The organism is Ferdinandcohnia jepli, from assembly GCF_047246645.1.
Lineage (GTDB): Bacteria > Bacillota > Bacilli > Bacillales > Bacillaceae_L > Ferdinandcohnia.
In genome coordinates, this window is sequence record NZ_JBFOKR010000031.1 from 16,424 (window position 1) to 29,929 (window position 13,506).

At 36.5% G+C, this 13,506-nt stretch carries 14 protein-coding genes; 5 read left to right on the forward strand and 9 right to left on the reverse strand.

Going from position 1 to position 13,506, the window contains the following annotated elements:
• Positions 1–32 precede the first annotated feature (32 nt).
• The 8 genes from AB3M96_RS22595 to AB3M96_RS22630 form a co-directional block, all read right to left on the reverse strand.
• On the reverse strand, positions 33–290 hold the full coding sequence (locus tag AB3M96_RS22595; protein WP_412969871.1) for a hypothetical protein: 258 nt from the start codon (positions 288–290) through the stop codon (positions 33–35).
• Positions 291–327: 37 nt separating this feature from the next.
• Positions 328–1,098 (reverse strand): 3-hydroxyacyl-CoA dehydrogenase, encoded by a 771-nt coding sequence (locus tag AB3M96_RS22600; protein ID WP_412969872.1) that lies wholly within the window; start codon positions 1,096–1,098, stop codon positions 328–330.
• Between the two features lie 61 nt (positions 1,099–1,159).
• Entirely contained in the window at positions 1,160–2,314 is a 1,155-nt protein-coding gene (locus AB3M96_RS22605; protein WP_412969873.1) for a thiolase family protein, read from the reverse strand.
• A gap of 380 nt (positions 2,315–2,694) precedes the next feature.
• Positions 2,695–3,504: an energy-coupling factor transporter transmembrane component T family protein gene (locus AB3M96_RS22610; protein ID WP_412969874.1), complete on the reverse strand. Its 810-nt coding sequence runs from the start codon at positions 3,502–3,504 to the stop codon at positions 2,695–2,697.
• Complete coding sequence (locus AB3M96_RS22615) at positions 3,501–4,358, reverse strand: energy-coupling factor transporter ATPase (RefSeq protein ID WP_412969875.1); 858 nt, start codon at positions 4,356–4,358, stop codon at positions 3,501–3,503. The genes AB3M96_RS22610 and AB3M96_RS22615 overlap by 4 nt, the downstream gene beginning before the upstream one ends.
• Positions 4,349–5,161, reverse strand: coding sequence for an energy-coupling factor transporter ATPase (locus tag AB3M96_RS22620; RefSeq protein WP_412969876.1), 813 nt, complete (start codon positions 5,159–5,161; stop codon positions 4,349–4,351). Before AB3M96_RS22620 ends, AB3M96_RS22615 begins: the two co-directional genes overlap by 10 nt.
• Before the next feature lie 95 nt (positions 5,162–5,256).
• The gene (gene menA / locus AB3M96_RS22625) at positions 5,257–6,195 is read right to left on the reverse strand and encodes a 1,4-dihydroxy-2-naphthoate polyprenyltransferase (RefSeq protein WP_412969877.1); all 939 of its coding nucleotides are present in this window, start codon (positions 6,193–6,195) and stop codon (positions 5,257–5,259) included.
• A gap of 25 nt (positions 6,196–6,220) precedes the next feature.
• The gene (locus AB3M96_RS22630; protein ID WP_412969878.1) at positions 6,221–7,270 is read right to left on the reverse strand and encodes an FAD:protein FMN transferase; all 1,050 of its coding nucleotides are present in this window, start codon (positions 7,268–7,270) and stop codon (positions 6,221–6,223) included.
• A 333-nt stretch (positions 7,271–7,603) separates the two neighbouring features.
• Here AB3M96_RS22630 and AB3M96_RS22635 point away from each other — a divergent pair, with 333 nt between their 5' ends.
• From AB3M96_RS22635 to AB3M96_RS22650, 4 genes are all read left to right on the forward strand, one after another.
• A complete protein-coding gene (locus AB3M96_RS22635) occupies positions 7,604–9,529 on the forward strand; it encodes an FAD-dependent oxidoreductase (RefSeq protein WP_412969879.1) in 1,926 nt (641 codons plus the stop codon).
• Positions 9,530–9,620: 91 nt separating this feature from the next.
• Positions 9,621–10,034 carry a NusG domain II-containing protein gene (locus AB3M96_RS22640; protein WP_412969880.1) on the forward strand — a complete coding sequence of 138 codons (414 nt, stop codon included), beginning with the start codon at positions 9,621–9,623 and terminating at the stop codon, positions 10,032–10,034.
• A gap of 11 nt (positions 10,035–10,045) precedes the next feature.
• Positions 10,046–10,588, forward strand: coding sequence for a Gx transporter family protein (locus AB3M96_RS22645; protein ID WP_412969881.1), 543 nt, complete (start codon positions 10,046–10,048; stop codon positions 10,586–10,588).
• A 15-nt stretch (positions 10,589–10,603) separates the two neighbouring features.
• On the forward strand, positions 10,604–11,584 hold the full coding sequence (locus AB3M96_RS22650) for a polyprenyl synthetase family protein (protein ID WP_412969882.1): 981 nt from the start codon (positions 10,604–10,606) through the stop codon (positions 11,582–11,584).
• Between the two features lie 78 nt (positions 11,585–11,662).
• Here AB3M96_RS22650 and AB3M96_RS22655 read toward each other — a convergent pair whose 3' ends face one another.
• The gene (locus tag AB3M96_RS22655) at positions 11,663–12,130 is read right to left on the reverse strand and encodes an S-Ena type endospore appendage (protein WP_412969883.1); all 468 of its coding nucleotides are present in this window, start codon (positions 12,128–12,130) and stop codon (positions 11,663–11,665) included.
• Between the two features lie 360 nt (positions 12,131–12,490).
• Between AB3M96_RS22655 and AB3M96_RS22660 the strand changes: the two genes are divergently transcribed.
• Complete coding sequence (locus tag AB3M96_RS22660; RefSeq protein WP_412969884.1) at positions 12,491–12,637, forward strand: hypothetical protein; 147 nt, start codon at positions 12,491–12,493, stop codon at positions 12,635–12,637.
• The last annotated feature ends 869 nt before the right edge of the window (positions 12,638–13,506 follow it).

A 13,506-nucleotide genomic window follows, 5' to 3' on the forward strand; every position in this document is an offset into this window, starting at 1 on the left:
TCCGATTTCATATAACCATAATGTCTAATTCATTACTTTTCTCTTCTTCTGATATATAGTTGTCTTCCTATAATTCCTAAGACAAGAACAATAACTCCACCGATATACGGGTAATAATTAAGAGGTATCACCCTCTCTTTCAGACACTTATTTATGTCATCTACTTCTACCCAATCTTCTTCACAATCCCAGTAGTACTTATTTTCATCATATGATAACGCCGCAGCTTGCATTGGAAGGAAAGAGACAACCATTACTACAACTATCAAACTCAAAATGGATTTTTTCATTTTACACCTCCCAATTATCAAAACTAGCTAAGTATATTTATTTAGGCTGCATACGGATAGCTCCATCAAGACGAATGGTTTCTCCGTTTAACAATGGATTGGTAATAATACTCTCTGCTAACCTAGCATATTCTGATGGATAGCCTAGACGTGATGGAAATGGCACCATTGCTCCTAATGCATTACGAGCTTGTTCTGGTAGCGAACTAAATAACGGTGTGTCAATAAGGCCCGGTGCAATTGTCATTACACGAATCCCATGTCTAGAAAACTCGCGTGCAATTGGAAGCGTCATACCGACTACACCACCTTTTGAAGCACTATATGCCGCTTGACCAATTTGTCCCTCAAATGCTGCAACAGAGGCCGTATTAATGATTACTCCTCGTTCGCCTTCATCATTCGGATTGTTTTTCATCATTCCTTCAGCAGCTATACGAATGACGTTAAAAGTTCCAATTAGATTAACTTGAATTACCTTGGAAAAACGTTCTAAATCATGCAAAGCCTCTTTTCCGATTACCTTTTCAGCAATCGCTATCCCCGCACAGTTTACAGCAATATGTATCCCACCAAACTTATCTATAGTTTTAGTTACCGCAAGTTTTACCTGTTCTTCATTAGTAACATCAGTTTTTAAAAAGAGAACTCGATCTGAACCAAGTCTATCAACTAACTCAGCCCCTTTCTCCTCCGCTAAGTCAAGAATCGTAGCATACCCTCCATTTTCAATAATCCTTGTTACGGTTGCTTCGCCGAGACCAGAACTTCCTCCAGTTACAATTGCAACGCTACCTTTTACTTGCACAATACCCCTCCTAAACTATTTATCTTTTAAAAAACAAAAGGAGCAAGATTGCCCCCTTATACTATTCTTCAATTCGTTCAATAATCGTTGCATTTGCCATCCCGCCGCCTTCACAAATGGCTTGAAGACCATAACGTCCTCCAGTTCTTTCAAGTTCATGCATCATTGAAATCATGATTCGTGCACCGGTTGCTCCCAGAGGATGTCCCAACGCAATTGCTCCACCGTTAGGGTTTAATTTGTTAGAATCAGCTTGAATCTCATCCAACCAACACAATGGTACAGGAGCAAAAGCTTCATTAACTTCGTAAGTATCCATATCTTCAATCGTTAAGCCAGCCTTTTGTAAGACCTTGCGCGTTGCTTCAATAGGTCCTGTTAACATAAGTGTTGGATCAGAACCAACAACTGCACGTGCAAGAATTCGGAATCTCGGCTTAAAACCAAGTTCTAAAGCTTTTTCCTTTGACATTAATAAAATAGCAGCAGCTCCATCACTCATTTGACTAGCGTTTCCTGCATGAATGACTCCGTCTTCTTTGAAAACAGTTTTCAGTGAACCTAATTTTTCAAGTGTGGTATCCCTTCGTGGACCTTCATCTTCTGTAACAATAGTCTTTGTTCCATTAGGAAGTGTCACTTCTATCGGCATAATCTCACATTTAAAATATCCAGCTTCTTGGGCTCGGATAGCACGACTGTGGCTCTCAAGAGAAAACTCATCAAGCTTCTGTCTACTATATCCCCATTTTTCAGCTATGCGCTCTGCTGATAAACCCTGATGTATCATTTCATAGCGATCAGTCAAACTCTCACTCCAGGTAGTTTGCTGACGAGCAGAACCCAATGGAACTCTTGTCATGCTTTCTACTCCTCCAGCAATCACTATATCCATATCACCGCTCATGATTGCTTGAGTAGCAAAATGTACTGCTTGTTGACCAGAACCACATTGACGATCTATTGTCGTTGCAGGTACGTGTATTGGAAAACCGGCCATTAAAGTAGCAGTTCTGGCAATATTAACAGACTGCTCCTCCACTTGAGAAACGCAACCTAATATAACATCCTCCACCAAACCAGCTTGTATACCTGCACGATTGACAACCTCTTTAAGTACCATAGCCGCTAATTCATCTGGACGTACTGAACTTAACGTACCTTTTCGTTTTCCAACCGGCGTCCGTACCGCTTCAACAATCACAACTTCACGCATATAAAAATCCCCCTTATGTATGAGTAAAACGTTTTCATTTTGAGTTACCCTTTTTCTAAATCATACCAATTTTCTGTATAGTAAACAATTTATTTTACAGTCTATTAATCTCTTTTCCATAGCTATTAGGTCCTTTCTATCTGACTTTCATTCCTCAACTTGCTCAATGAATGGTTCTTAGAAAGTCTCTATCTGACATTCATATACCCCACCGAACTCTGAACGGCTCATAGAACACTTCTATTTGACATTCATCGAGGCTCTACGTACTCTAAATGGCGCGTAGAACCAAAGTCTATCCTACATCAATAAAGACACATTTTTTAAACTAATATAATTAGCAAAAGTCCACACGATATTTTCGTGTGGACTAGATTCTCTCAATGATAAAGACCCTTTTCCCGCAATAAAGCCAATCCTACCGTTAGAAGCAACATTAGTCCCAAACTAACCGTATCTCGATAATGCCAATTTAACTGTCTAAATGTGGACCGAGTAGATCCAGATTGATAACCTCTTACCTCCATTAAGTTTGCAAGTTCTTCTGCTCGATTCATTGAACTTACAAAGAGCGGTAAAAGGATTGGAACAAGGGTTTTCATTTGTTTGAACAGCGATCCTTCTCCAAACTCAGTTCCTCTTGCACGTTGAGCATCCATAACCTTTTGCGTTTCATCTAAAAGTGTCGGGATGAACCGCAATGAGATGGATAGCATGATTGAAATCTCATCAACCGGAACCTTAAATCGTCTTAATGGACGTAATAATGAATTTATTCCATCCGTTAGATCAATTGGTTTCGTTGTAAGAGTTAAAACAGTTGATACAAAAATGATCATTACAAATCTACAAAATGTATAAATGCCATGTACAATCCCAAAGCTTGAAATTGTAAAAGGACCATAATCAACGTAAATTGTACCGCCTGCTGTAAATAATGTTTTCATACAAACCGTAAAAAGAATTAACCAAATCAATGGTCTAACACCTTTTATATACGTTGAAATTGAAACACCTGACAACCTCATAATCACAATCGTAAAAATCCAGAGTAATGTATAGGTCTGCCAGTTGTTTGCCAAGAATAAGATACCGATAAAATATATGACTGCTACTAGCTTTGCTCTGGGGTCAAGCTGATGCAACCACGAATCCCCTGGAAAGTATCTTCCTAAAATCAACTTATTCATACTAGTCCCACCTCTATCAGGCAATCAACAAGTTCCTCAACCGTTAAACAGACTCCAGGAAATTTAATACCAGTTTCCTGCTCAATTTTTAACTGGAACCGTCTTGCTTCAGGTGCATCTATATGAAGTTGTTCTAATCTCTTATGATTCGAAAAAAACCTTCTCTTTTCTTCATGTAATACGACTCTACCTCTTTCCATTAGAACTACCTCGTGAGCATACATAGCAACATCATCCATATCATGCGTGACGATCACAGTAGTTAGACTTCTCTCCCGATTCCAAGCTGATATAAGAGAAAGAATATCTCTCTTTCCTTTAGGGTCAAGTCCAGCACCTGGTTCATCTAAAATTAGTACATCTGGCTCCATGGCTAGTATACCTGCAATTGCCACTCGTCGTTTTTGACCACCAGACAAAGAAAACGGAGATTTCGACAATACTTCGTGACCTAATCCTACTTGTTCAATTACGGATCTGGCAATCTCTTTTGCTTCCTCAACTGGAACTCCGAAGTTCATTGGACCAAAACAAATATCCTTTTCAACTGTTTCAGCAAACAACTGAGATTCTGGAAATTGAAAAACCATACCAACCTTTTTTCGAACATCTTTTAGGGATGAATTAGTTTTACCAGCCTCAATGATCGCTTCGCCGATTTTAACACGACCTTTCACCGGTAAAATCAACCCATTCATTGTTTTTAATAAACTTGATTTGCCTGCACCTGTGTGACCTACTACAGCAGTAATTAGTCCGGATTTTATTAGTAAATCTACAGATTGGAGAACTAGCGGACTCCGAATTGGTCCCAATTGATAATCTGCTGTCACATTTTCAAAATTTATTTGCATAACCAATTCACCAAATTTTCTTCCGTCATATATGTCTCTGGAACATTTCGTTTCTTCATCATTAAATTACGCCTTACACTTTCAGCAAAGGGTGGTTCTAGTTCTGGTCTAGTTTGGAAGATCTCTGCAGGAGTTCCACTTGTTTCAATTTTTCCTTCTTTTAGCATTAGAACACGATCTGCTTCCGCTGCTTCATTCATATCGTGAGTGATTGAAATAACAGTAAGTTTCTCTTTTTCCTTTAATTGTTGGATTGTTGAGATAAGTTCACGTCTACTTTTAGGATCCAGCATAACAAACGCTTCATCTAATACTAAAACAGCAGGATGCAGTGCAAGTATTCCCGCGATTGCTACACGTTGCTTTTGTCCACCAGATAAACGTGATGGATCATGATTACGAAAATCTCTCATTCCTACCATATTAAGTGCTTCATCCACTCTTTTTTTCATTTCTCGATAAGGTACATTCAAATTTTCTAATCCAAATGCAACATCATCTGATACAGTTGCACCAATGAATTGATTCTCCGGATTTTGAAACACCATTCCGATTCGAAGCCTGATTTCTCGTAATGTATTTTGATCCATTTTCACACCACTAATAAAAATGCTTCCTTCTTGAGGTGTCAACAAACCTACTAATATATGGGCCAAGGTAGATTTCCCAGAACCATTGTGCCCGACTAAGGCAACCCATTCCCCTTTTTTAATTGAAAATGAAACATTTGATAGAATGGGTGTTTTTTGGCGTTCATCATATTTAAAAGATAGATTTTTAACTTCTACCACAGTTGTGCCCATCTTAGGTTCCTCCCATATAACCTCTTTCACTCTAGTAAGACAGTAGCGTGTTTTTTTGCTATTTTAGTAGTTGAAACTAACAATTTAACGAATGATTAAAGAATTACAGAAAGTAATAGCAATGAAACGATTGAGCCATTCACTAAAATTAAGTTTTTAACAGCCACTGAGAATGTCTCTGATTTGACTTGTTTCTTATTAAAAAGAACAACATGTTTATAAACTGGGATTGTTATTAACAAAGAAAACAGCATGACCATCGGTAAGAAATTAATGAGTACCGCAAATATAATTGATAAAAATGAACCAATATACATGGCATTAAATAGCCAAATTGAATATCGTTTTCCTAAATAGTATGGAAGGGTATAACGATGATTAGCTATATCATCCTCTAAATCACAAATATTATTTGCTAACATTAAGTTCGCAATTGTAAAGATGCAAGGTATCGAAACCCAAGCAATTTCTAGTAATAATAAAAGATCTCCCTGAAGGCTTACAAATCGTCCATCCCATACAAAGTTAGCAATTCCTTGGTCAAAGGCATTTACATAGACTACTAAAAAGACAATACCAAAGCCCATTGTTACTCCTGAGAACACTTCTCCAAGCGGCATTCTAGACAATGGAATTGGGCCAAAGGTATAAAATATCCCAATAGCAAAGCATACCATTCCAATAAGTAATACTAATAAGTCCGTCCTTACTACCAACCAGAGACCTAAAGCTGTTGCAGTACCCAGAAGTACTAAGATCGTAGTAATAACGAGTCGCTCAGGAATATTTTGTTGTCCTATAATATTTTTCTCTTTTTGATAATCAGTACTCTTGGCTTTTCGATAATCCATATAGTTATTAATTGCTGTTGTTGTTAAATCAAATAGTAACATTGAGCTAAAAAAGATAATCGTATTTCCTAATTGGAAGGTTTCATATCGGTATATAACAAACAATGTACCTATAAAAAATGGAAACAAGCTAGCAATCTTTGTTTGAATTTCAACTAGTTTTAAAAAAGAACGAAAGGACATCTCTTTCACTCTCCCTTTATACGTTTTAGTTTACTACCTCGAATTGGTCATTTGTAAGCTCAAACTCACCCTTTAACCCAGATGTGAAGTATATTTTTTTATCCTGGCTTACAAAAATGGCTTCGGCATCTTCAATATTTTCAATATATTCCAATCCACCTTGAATTCCCTTTGAAAACAAGGTTGTAGAAAGTGCGTCACCATCAATGGATTTATCGGTAATTATGGAAACCCCTGCTACATCGTTATTATATGGATAGCCGTCTATTGGATTTAATATGTGATGATATTTTACTCCATCCACCTCTAAAAATCTTTCATACACGCCAGAAGTTACAATTGATTTATTCGACTCTTTAATTTTCCCTACAATCTCACCTCTAGGAGAAAAAGGATCTTGAATACCAACTGTCCAATCGCTTCCATTTGCATTTTTACCAAGAACATAAATATTACCGCCTAAATCTATAATTGCTGAATGTACATCGTGTTCCAACAGCACATCTTTTACCTCATCTGTAATAAATCCTTTTGCAATTGCCCCTAGGTCTAGTTCCATCCCTTGATTTGCCAAATATACAGTTTGCTCTTCCACATTTAAGTAAATTTGATTGTAATCTATTAATGGTAATACTTGATTAATTTCCTCTTGTTCGGGTTTCCGTGCGTCTGGAAACCCAATATTCCATAATGTAGTTAAAGGTCCTACAGATATATCAAACGTTCCATTTGCTAGTTTACTATGAGCTTTCCCAGCTTCAATTAACCTATAAATATCAGCCGAAACTTGAACAGGCTGGATCCCAGCATTTTTATTAATATCAATTATTTCAGACTCTTCTTCATTTACACCGATACGATCAGCTAATTCAAAAATTCTTTCAAACACCGGATCTAATACTTCTTCTTTATCTTCATCATAGATTTTTACAGTTACGACAGTTCCCATTAGAAATTCAGTTCTTTTATATGGATTATTGGTGATTAAAGAAGTACTACTACCTTCTTTTTGTGCGCATCCTATTACAGTGAATAGAACAGATAAACATACCAATAACAATCCTAGTTTTTTCATCTTGATAGTTCCTTTCTAGCTTTAGCCCCTACTGTTAAAATACATTTCCCGGGCTAAAATTATAGAGTAAATTCATCTTGTGAAATATTTCACAATTATACATGAACATCGTATCACCATCTTATTAAACTGTCTATATTACAATAGCAATTAACCATACAATTAAGGTAAAAATGTACAAAAACTTGTCAATTTCTGTCCATTTTTACCAATAAAGTTTGTTACCATTTCGTGAACTGAATAGACACTTACAAAAATTAGCGCTACAATACAATCGATTGTTCAACATTTCACATAGTGTTATACACTGATAACTTTAAGGAGTGAAAACAAATGGCAAATAAGAATATTGTCATTATCGGAGCTGGTTATGCAGGAGTTCATGCAGCAAAGAAACTAGCAAAAATATACAAGAAAGATGAATCGGTATCAATTACGTTAATAGATCGTCATTCTTACCATACAATGATGACCGAATTACATGAAGTTGCAGCACATCGTGTTGAACCTGAAGCTATTCAATTTGATTTAAGACGGTTGTTCAATCGTACAAAAGTCAACCTAGTTACTGATAACGTGACACATGTAGATTACAAGAAAAAGATCGTAACAACTGAACATGGAACTTTCTCTTTTGACTACCTTATCTTAGGTATGGGTGGAGAACCAAACGATTTTGGTACACCAGGTGTAAAAGAAAATGGATTTACGCTATGGTCTTGGGAAGATGCAGTTAAACTTCGTGAGCATATTGAAAAAATTGTTCGTAAGGCCTCAACTGTTCATGATGAAGAAACTCGACGAGCAATGCTTACATTCACAGTTTGCGGATCTGGATTTACAGGTATTGAAATGGTCGGGGAACTAATTGAATGGAAACAACGTTTAGCAAAATTAAACAAATTAGACGAAAAAGAAATTACATTAAATGTTGTCGAAGCTGCGCCAACCATTCTTAATATGCTTGAGCGACGCGATGCTGACAAAGCAGAAGCTTACTTATTGAAAAAAGGCGTAAATATCTTAAAAAGCTCATCAATCGTAGAAGTTAGATCAGACTCTGTTATTTTAAAATCTGGTGAAAGCATCCCAACTCATACACTAATTTGGACAGCAGGTGTACGAGCAAACTCCGATACAAAAGATTACGGCATGTCATCAGGACGTGCAGGAAGATTACATGTTAATGAGTATATGGAAGCTGATGGCTTTGAAAACGTATATGTCGTTGGGGATTTAGCTTACTTTGAAGAAGAACCTGGTAAACCTCAACCACAAATAGTAGAAGCAGCTGAACAGACTGCATTAACAGCAGCTAAAAGCATTATTGCTGAAATCAGCGGCGGTGAAAAAGTTCCGTTTAAAGGAAAATATCATGGAATTATGGTATCAATTGGTGCTCGTTATGGTGTAGCCAACCTAAGTGGAATTCATTTAAGTGGTTGGTTCGCTAACTTTATGAAGCATATGGTTAATCTGTATTATTTCTTTGGTTTACGAAGCGGCTATTATATGTTCCACTATGTTGCACACGAGTTTTTCCAAACAAAAGACAAGCGGAATATATTTAGAAACTTCCCTACCCGTTTCGGTAACGTCCTTTGGAGTTTACCATTACGTATCTTTGTTGGTGGGTTCTGGATTGTAGAAGCTTGTACAAAGCTTTGGGGTGAATCAACCTGGAAAGAAGCAACTTCTAGTTTCTCCAACATCAAAATTCTTTTTAAAGGCTTAGGTGAGGATTCTTGGTTAGTTGGTTCTACCGTCAGAATGCCTTTTGAATGGTTACAAACTACCACTACCGGTGCAAGTGCTGCGGTTGAGGGTGGAGCAACAGAATGGACAACACCTATTTTTAGTAAAATGCCAGGAATCTTCCAATGGGTTATGGAAATTATGTTACCGACTCCAGAAATGGCTGTATTCATGCAAAAAATGATGGTCTTTATTGAGTTAGGTATTGGTCTTGCCATTTTAGGTGGTTTATTCACATGGTTAGCTAGTGTTGCAAGTGCAGGTTTCCTAGTCGTATTCACACTTTCTGCGATGCTAGGATGGGATAAGCTTTGGGCACTACCAGCTTCTATTGCATTATTAAACGGATCAGGACGTACATTTGGTTTAGATTACTGGGTTGTTCCATTCCTACAAAGAAAAGCGGGCGACTGGTGGTATGGAAAAGAACGTGCTATTTACTCTGATTACAATGCAGGAACATTGAAAACAAAATCAGATAAGAAAACAAAAAAAGTCAGCTAACTTACTATCATACGGGATGGTTATGCGAGAGGCGAAACGCCTTTCGCCCCCCTTCCCTACTACTTATAGAACAGTAAAGGAGAGAAAAGACATGAGGACATACTACAGCATGATAAAAAGATGGGATATTATTCTAGTCATTTCACTTGTCCTCCTTTCTTTTTTGCCCTTTACTGTTTTTGCATATCAACAAGCAGGGATAAGCGAGAATACAGCACTTGTTGCGGTCATATCAGTTGATAGCAAAATCGTAAAAGAAATTAACCTGACTAATAACAAAGGCACTCAACAATTCGATATTAAAGAATCGGATTCGGAAGTTAATACAATTGAGATTGTAGACAACAAAATCCGTATCAAAGGGGCCACCTGTTCGGATCAGGTTTGTGTCTTAACTGGTTATATTTCGAAACCAGGTGAGACTATCGTTTGCTTACCGCATAAGTTAGTAATCGAAATTCAAACTGTTGATGGGCAATCAGACGACATCATTATTAGCTCATAAGGAGTGAAGGTATGACAAAAAATCAACGGCTTGTCTACATTGCTTTATTAGCAGCTCAAGCTGTAATAATCAGCTTACTTGAAAGAGCAATTCCGTTCCCATTTGCTTTTGCTCCAGGTGCAAAATTAGGTTTAGCTAATATTATCACAATCATGGCCTTATACACCCTATCCCCCAAGGATGTTACCAAAGTAATAGCAACACGTATTATTCTGGCAACCTTATTAGGTGGAACCATTTCAAGCTTTATGTATAGTGCGTCCGGAGCCCTCTTAAGTTTTTTAGGAATGTGGGCTGTTAAACAACTCGGACCTAAAAGGATTAGTCTGATTGGAGTAAGTACAACCGGTGCTATTTTGCATAATGTCGGCCAATTAGTTACTGCAAGCTGGATTGCCCAAACCTGGACTGTACTACTTTACTTACCCGTATTAACATTTATCGGAATTTTATCTGGAATTGCAATTGGAATTGCAGCTAATTATCTTCTTACACATGTTGAAAAACTACATTACTATAGATATCTACATGAATATCAATTAACTACAAGATGAAAAGAGGTTTTTTAAATGCACGTACATCAAATGTGGAATCCATATCCCGAATTAAAAGTAGACTTAGCTTTGGTGCTTAAATTAATAGAATCACATATAAAAGTACGAGATAAAAATGTAGAAAAAACCTTAAAGGATATGGTCTACTCTGGTGGTAAGTTACTTCGTCCCGCCTATTCCCTTTTATGTGCTCAAATAGGACCTGAAAAAGAAAAAGATAAATCAATTGCTGTTGCAGCCGCTCTCGAAACCTTACACATGGCTACTTTAGTACATGATGATGTAATAGATGAATCAGAAACAAGACATGGCAGGGCTACCATGCATTCAAGCTATGGAAATAACGTTGCTATCTATTCAGGTGATTACCTTTTCTGTATCTGTTTCCAAATTCTTTCTCGATACTCTACTTCTCTTTCGCATCTCGAATTTAATGCAAGAAGTATGGAGAAAATACTTGGAGGAGAACTAGATCAGTTAAACTCCCGTTTTCAGTCAAAAGTTTCTGTGAAAACCTATTTATCTCGTATTTCAGGAAAAACTGCTCAACTTTTCGCAGTTAGTTGTTATTCAGGTGCACTTGAGAGTAAGGCTTCTCATAAACTAGCAATGAATGCATGGAATATGGGGCATTATATCGGAATGGCTTTCCAAATTACAGATGATATCCTAGACTATTGCAGTGATGTAACAACTCTTGGAAAACCAGTAATGGCTGATGTAAGACAAGGTATTTATACCCTCCCATTAATTTATGCCATGCAAGAAAATTCAAGTGCCTTTATGTCCATCTTAGAAAAAAGAGAAAATATCACTGAAGAAGATGTTCAAGAAATTGCTGATCTTATTAACCATTACCAAGGTGTTGAAAAAGCTTATAATTTAGCAAAACGCTATACACAAAAAGCACTGAATGAGATAGCAAAACTTCCTGAAGGTACTTATAAAGAAACACTAAATACACTAACTAAAACATTATTAAATAGAACACTTTAATAGTTTAAAAGAAACATGAAGGGAGAAGAAATACGTTCTTTTCCCTTTTTTCACTTTTACAAAATTTCTACCCTACCTCTATTGTTCTTCATTTTGGTCAAGACTTTCCTCATTGGCATTTACGGGATTTGAGTTTTCTTTACTAGGAACGCATACATCTAAACAATATCTGCCCTCAACAAAGCCTTCTCCGATACGGAATACTTGCACCAATTCAGCATTATCTACTGTCCCAGAACCAGTATTCCCCGGAGGAACAGTGAATTCAAGGGAGGAGCTGTCCTTTCTATTTACTAGCACTCTAACATTTGAACTACTATTTGGCTGGTTAAATACAGAAACAAATAAAGTTGTATTTGTTTCTACATACTCTTCCCATATGTCAAGGCTTGATACTTGCTCATTTAACGAAACGTTACCACATATTTCGCTGCAAAGAACCGAATCCTCTTTATCCTTCAATAACTTTACCTCAACAGTAATATGCTTATCCTTATTTTTCTCCTTACACTTTTTCTTTTTCGAGCTCTCATTACCCTTTGACATCTTCCCTAACACCTCTTTCTAAAACACTTTCTAATATTCTATGTAAATAGAGACATTAGGTTTGGACGAATTGTATAAGGTAATAGACTATTTTTTTAAAAATACTATAAGTACGAAAACGGTGAAACCAAGAGATATATCTGATTTTCTAGGGGAAGCACCATAACTCGTAAACAAATTTCCAGTCTGGAAAATGTAGTTTTATACCGGAATCCTGGGAAACTAGTACTTCTATCTATAGATGAATTTACTATTCTATCTTTAATTCTAGCGAAATTTCGCTGATGTACGAGGCAATAACTACCTATCAAGCATGTAATACATTTGTACATCTTAATTACAGTTCAGGAGGAATATAATATGTGTGGATCCAAAAACAACCAAAACTCCTTATGTTGCACAGAAGCAAAAGTGTTTACAGAAGAAGAGATTAGTGGAGTTCTACGAGGACCAATTACCAATGAAGTCTGGACTGCGACTACTTCCAAGGTTCTCTCGGGGTATTGAACACAGGTAACTCGCCATTTACTTTTTCTGTAAACACAGTTACGTATGACGTACCACCATAGTAGAAAAAGATGACGGAGAATTTGTCTGGATTTATTAAAAACCTTGTTACTTTTAAATTTTGACTACTGCAATTACAGATTAAAGGGCATTTTTTATGATTTTTTTAGAGTTTAGTAGATTATCAGGTCTAAGTATTGAATATAAAGGGAAGTATGTTTGAGGAGAGACGCTTATTTTGGATTTACGATTTTTAATTTGGGAATACGGTTTTTAAATTGGATTTACGGTTTATAATCAGAATTTACGATTTTTAATTGAGATTTATGGTTTTTAAATTAAAAATACGGTTTTTAGCAATTTTTCGGTCGGTATCTAAAAAAATGTTAAAAAGACCCTGCTAATCTTACTGGTCTCTACTAAAAGTAAAGTAATTTTCATCTAGTTTTATTCAATAACCGCTGAGAAGTTAACCCATTTACTCAATTTTGTTATTACTATGGGTGATTTTATAGGAATTGAATCCTATATCGAAGGATCTCTGCAAATTACTTGTCAATTGTTAAAACATTGGGATGAGAATTGACCCTTATGCACGATAATCGAGATTTGTGCATGTTAATTTGGATTTATGCACGTTAAATTAAATTTGTACATGTTAATCAAAATTTATACATTTTAGCAATTTTCACAAGTCATAGTACTTAACCATTTCAAACAAATAAAAAACACCAGTTACATTAAAACCTTTTTATAAAAAAACAAAAAAAGACCAGCCTTCATCAGCTGGTTTTTCTCTCGTGCCTAGCGACGTCCTACTCTCACAGGGGCAATGCCCCAACTACCATCGGCGCCGAAGCTTAACTTCC

Bases quoted from the DNA above. Each gene is read 5' to 3' on its own strand.
- AB3M96_RS22610 (WP_412969874.1), bottom strand. From the start codon at position 3,504: ATGAATAAGTTGATTTTAGGAAGATACTTTCCAGGGGATTCGTGGTTG.
- AB3M96_RS22645 (WP_412969881.1), top strand. From the start codon at position 10,046: ATGACAAAAAATCAACGGCTTGTCTACATTGCTTTATTAGCAGCTCAA.
- AB3M96_RS22650 (WP_412969882.1), top strand. From the start codon at position 10,604: ATGCACGTACATCAAATGTGGAATCCATATCCCGAATTAAAAGTAGAC.
- AB3M96_RS22630 (WP_412969878.1), bottom strand. From the start codon at position 7,270: ATGAAAAAACTAGGATTGTTATTGGTATGTTTATCTGTTCTATTCACT.
- AB3M96_RS22620 (WP_412969876.1), bottom strand. From the start codon at position 5,161: ATGGGCACAACTGTGGTAGAAGTTAAAAATCTATCTTTTAAATATGAT.
- AB3M96_RS22615 (WP_412969875.1), bottom strand. From the start codon at position 4,358: ATGCAAATAAATTTTGAAAATGTGACAGCAGATTATCAATTGGGACCA.
- AB3M96_RS22655 (WP_412969883.1), bottom strand. From the start codon at position 12,130: ATGTCAAAGGGTAATGAGAGCTCGAAAAAGAAAAAGTGTAAGGAGAAA.
- AB3M96_RS22660 (WP_412969884.1), top strand. From the start codon at position 12,491: ATGTGTGGATCCAAAAACAACCAAAACTCCTTATGTTGCACAGAAGCA.
- AB3M96_RS22635 (WP_412969879.1), top strand. From the start codon at position 7,604: ATGGCAAATAAGAATATTGTCATTATCGGAGCTGGTTATGCAGGAGTT.
- AB3M96_RS22640 (WP_412969880.1), top strand. From the start codon at position 9,621: ATGAGGACATACTACAGCATGATAAAAAGATGGGATATTATTCTAGTC.
- menA (WP_412969877.1), bottom strand. From the start codon at position 6,195: ATGTCCTTTCGTTCTTTTTTAAAACTAGTTGAAATTCAAACAAAGATT.
- AB3M96_RS22595 (WP_412969871.1), bottom strand. From the start codon at position 290: ATGAAAAAATCCATTTTGAGTTTGATAGTTGTAGTAATGGTTGTCTCT.
- AB3M96_RS22605 (WP_412969873.1), bottom strand. From the start codon at position 2,314: ATGCGTGAAGTTGTGATTGTTGAAGCGGTACGGACGCCGGTTGGAAAA.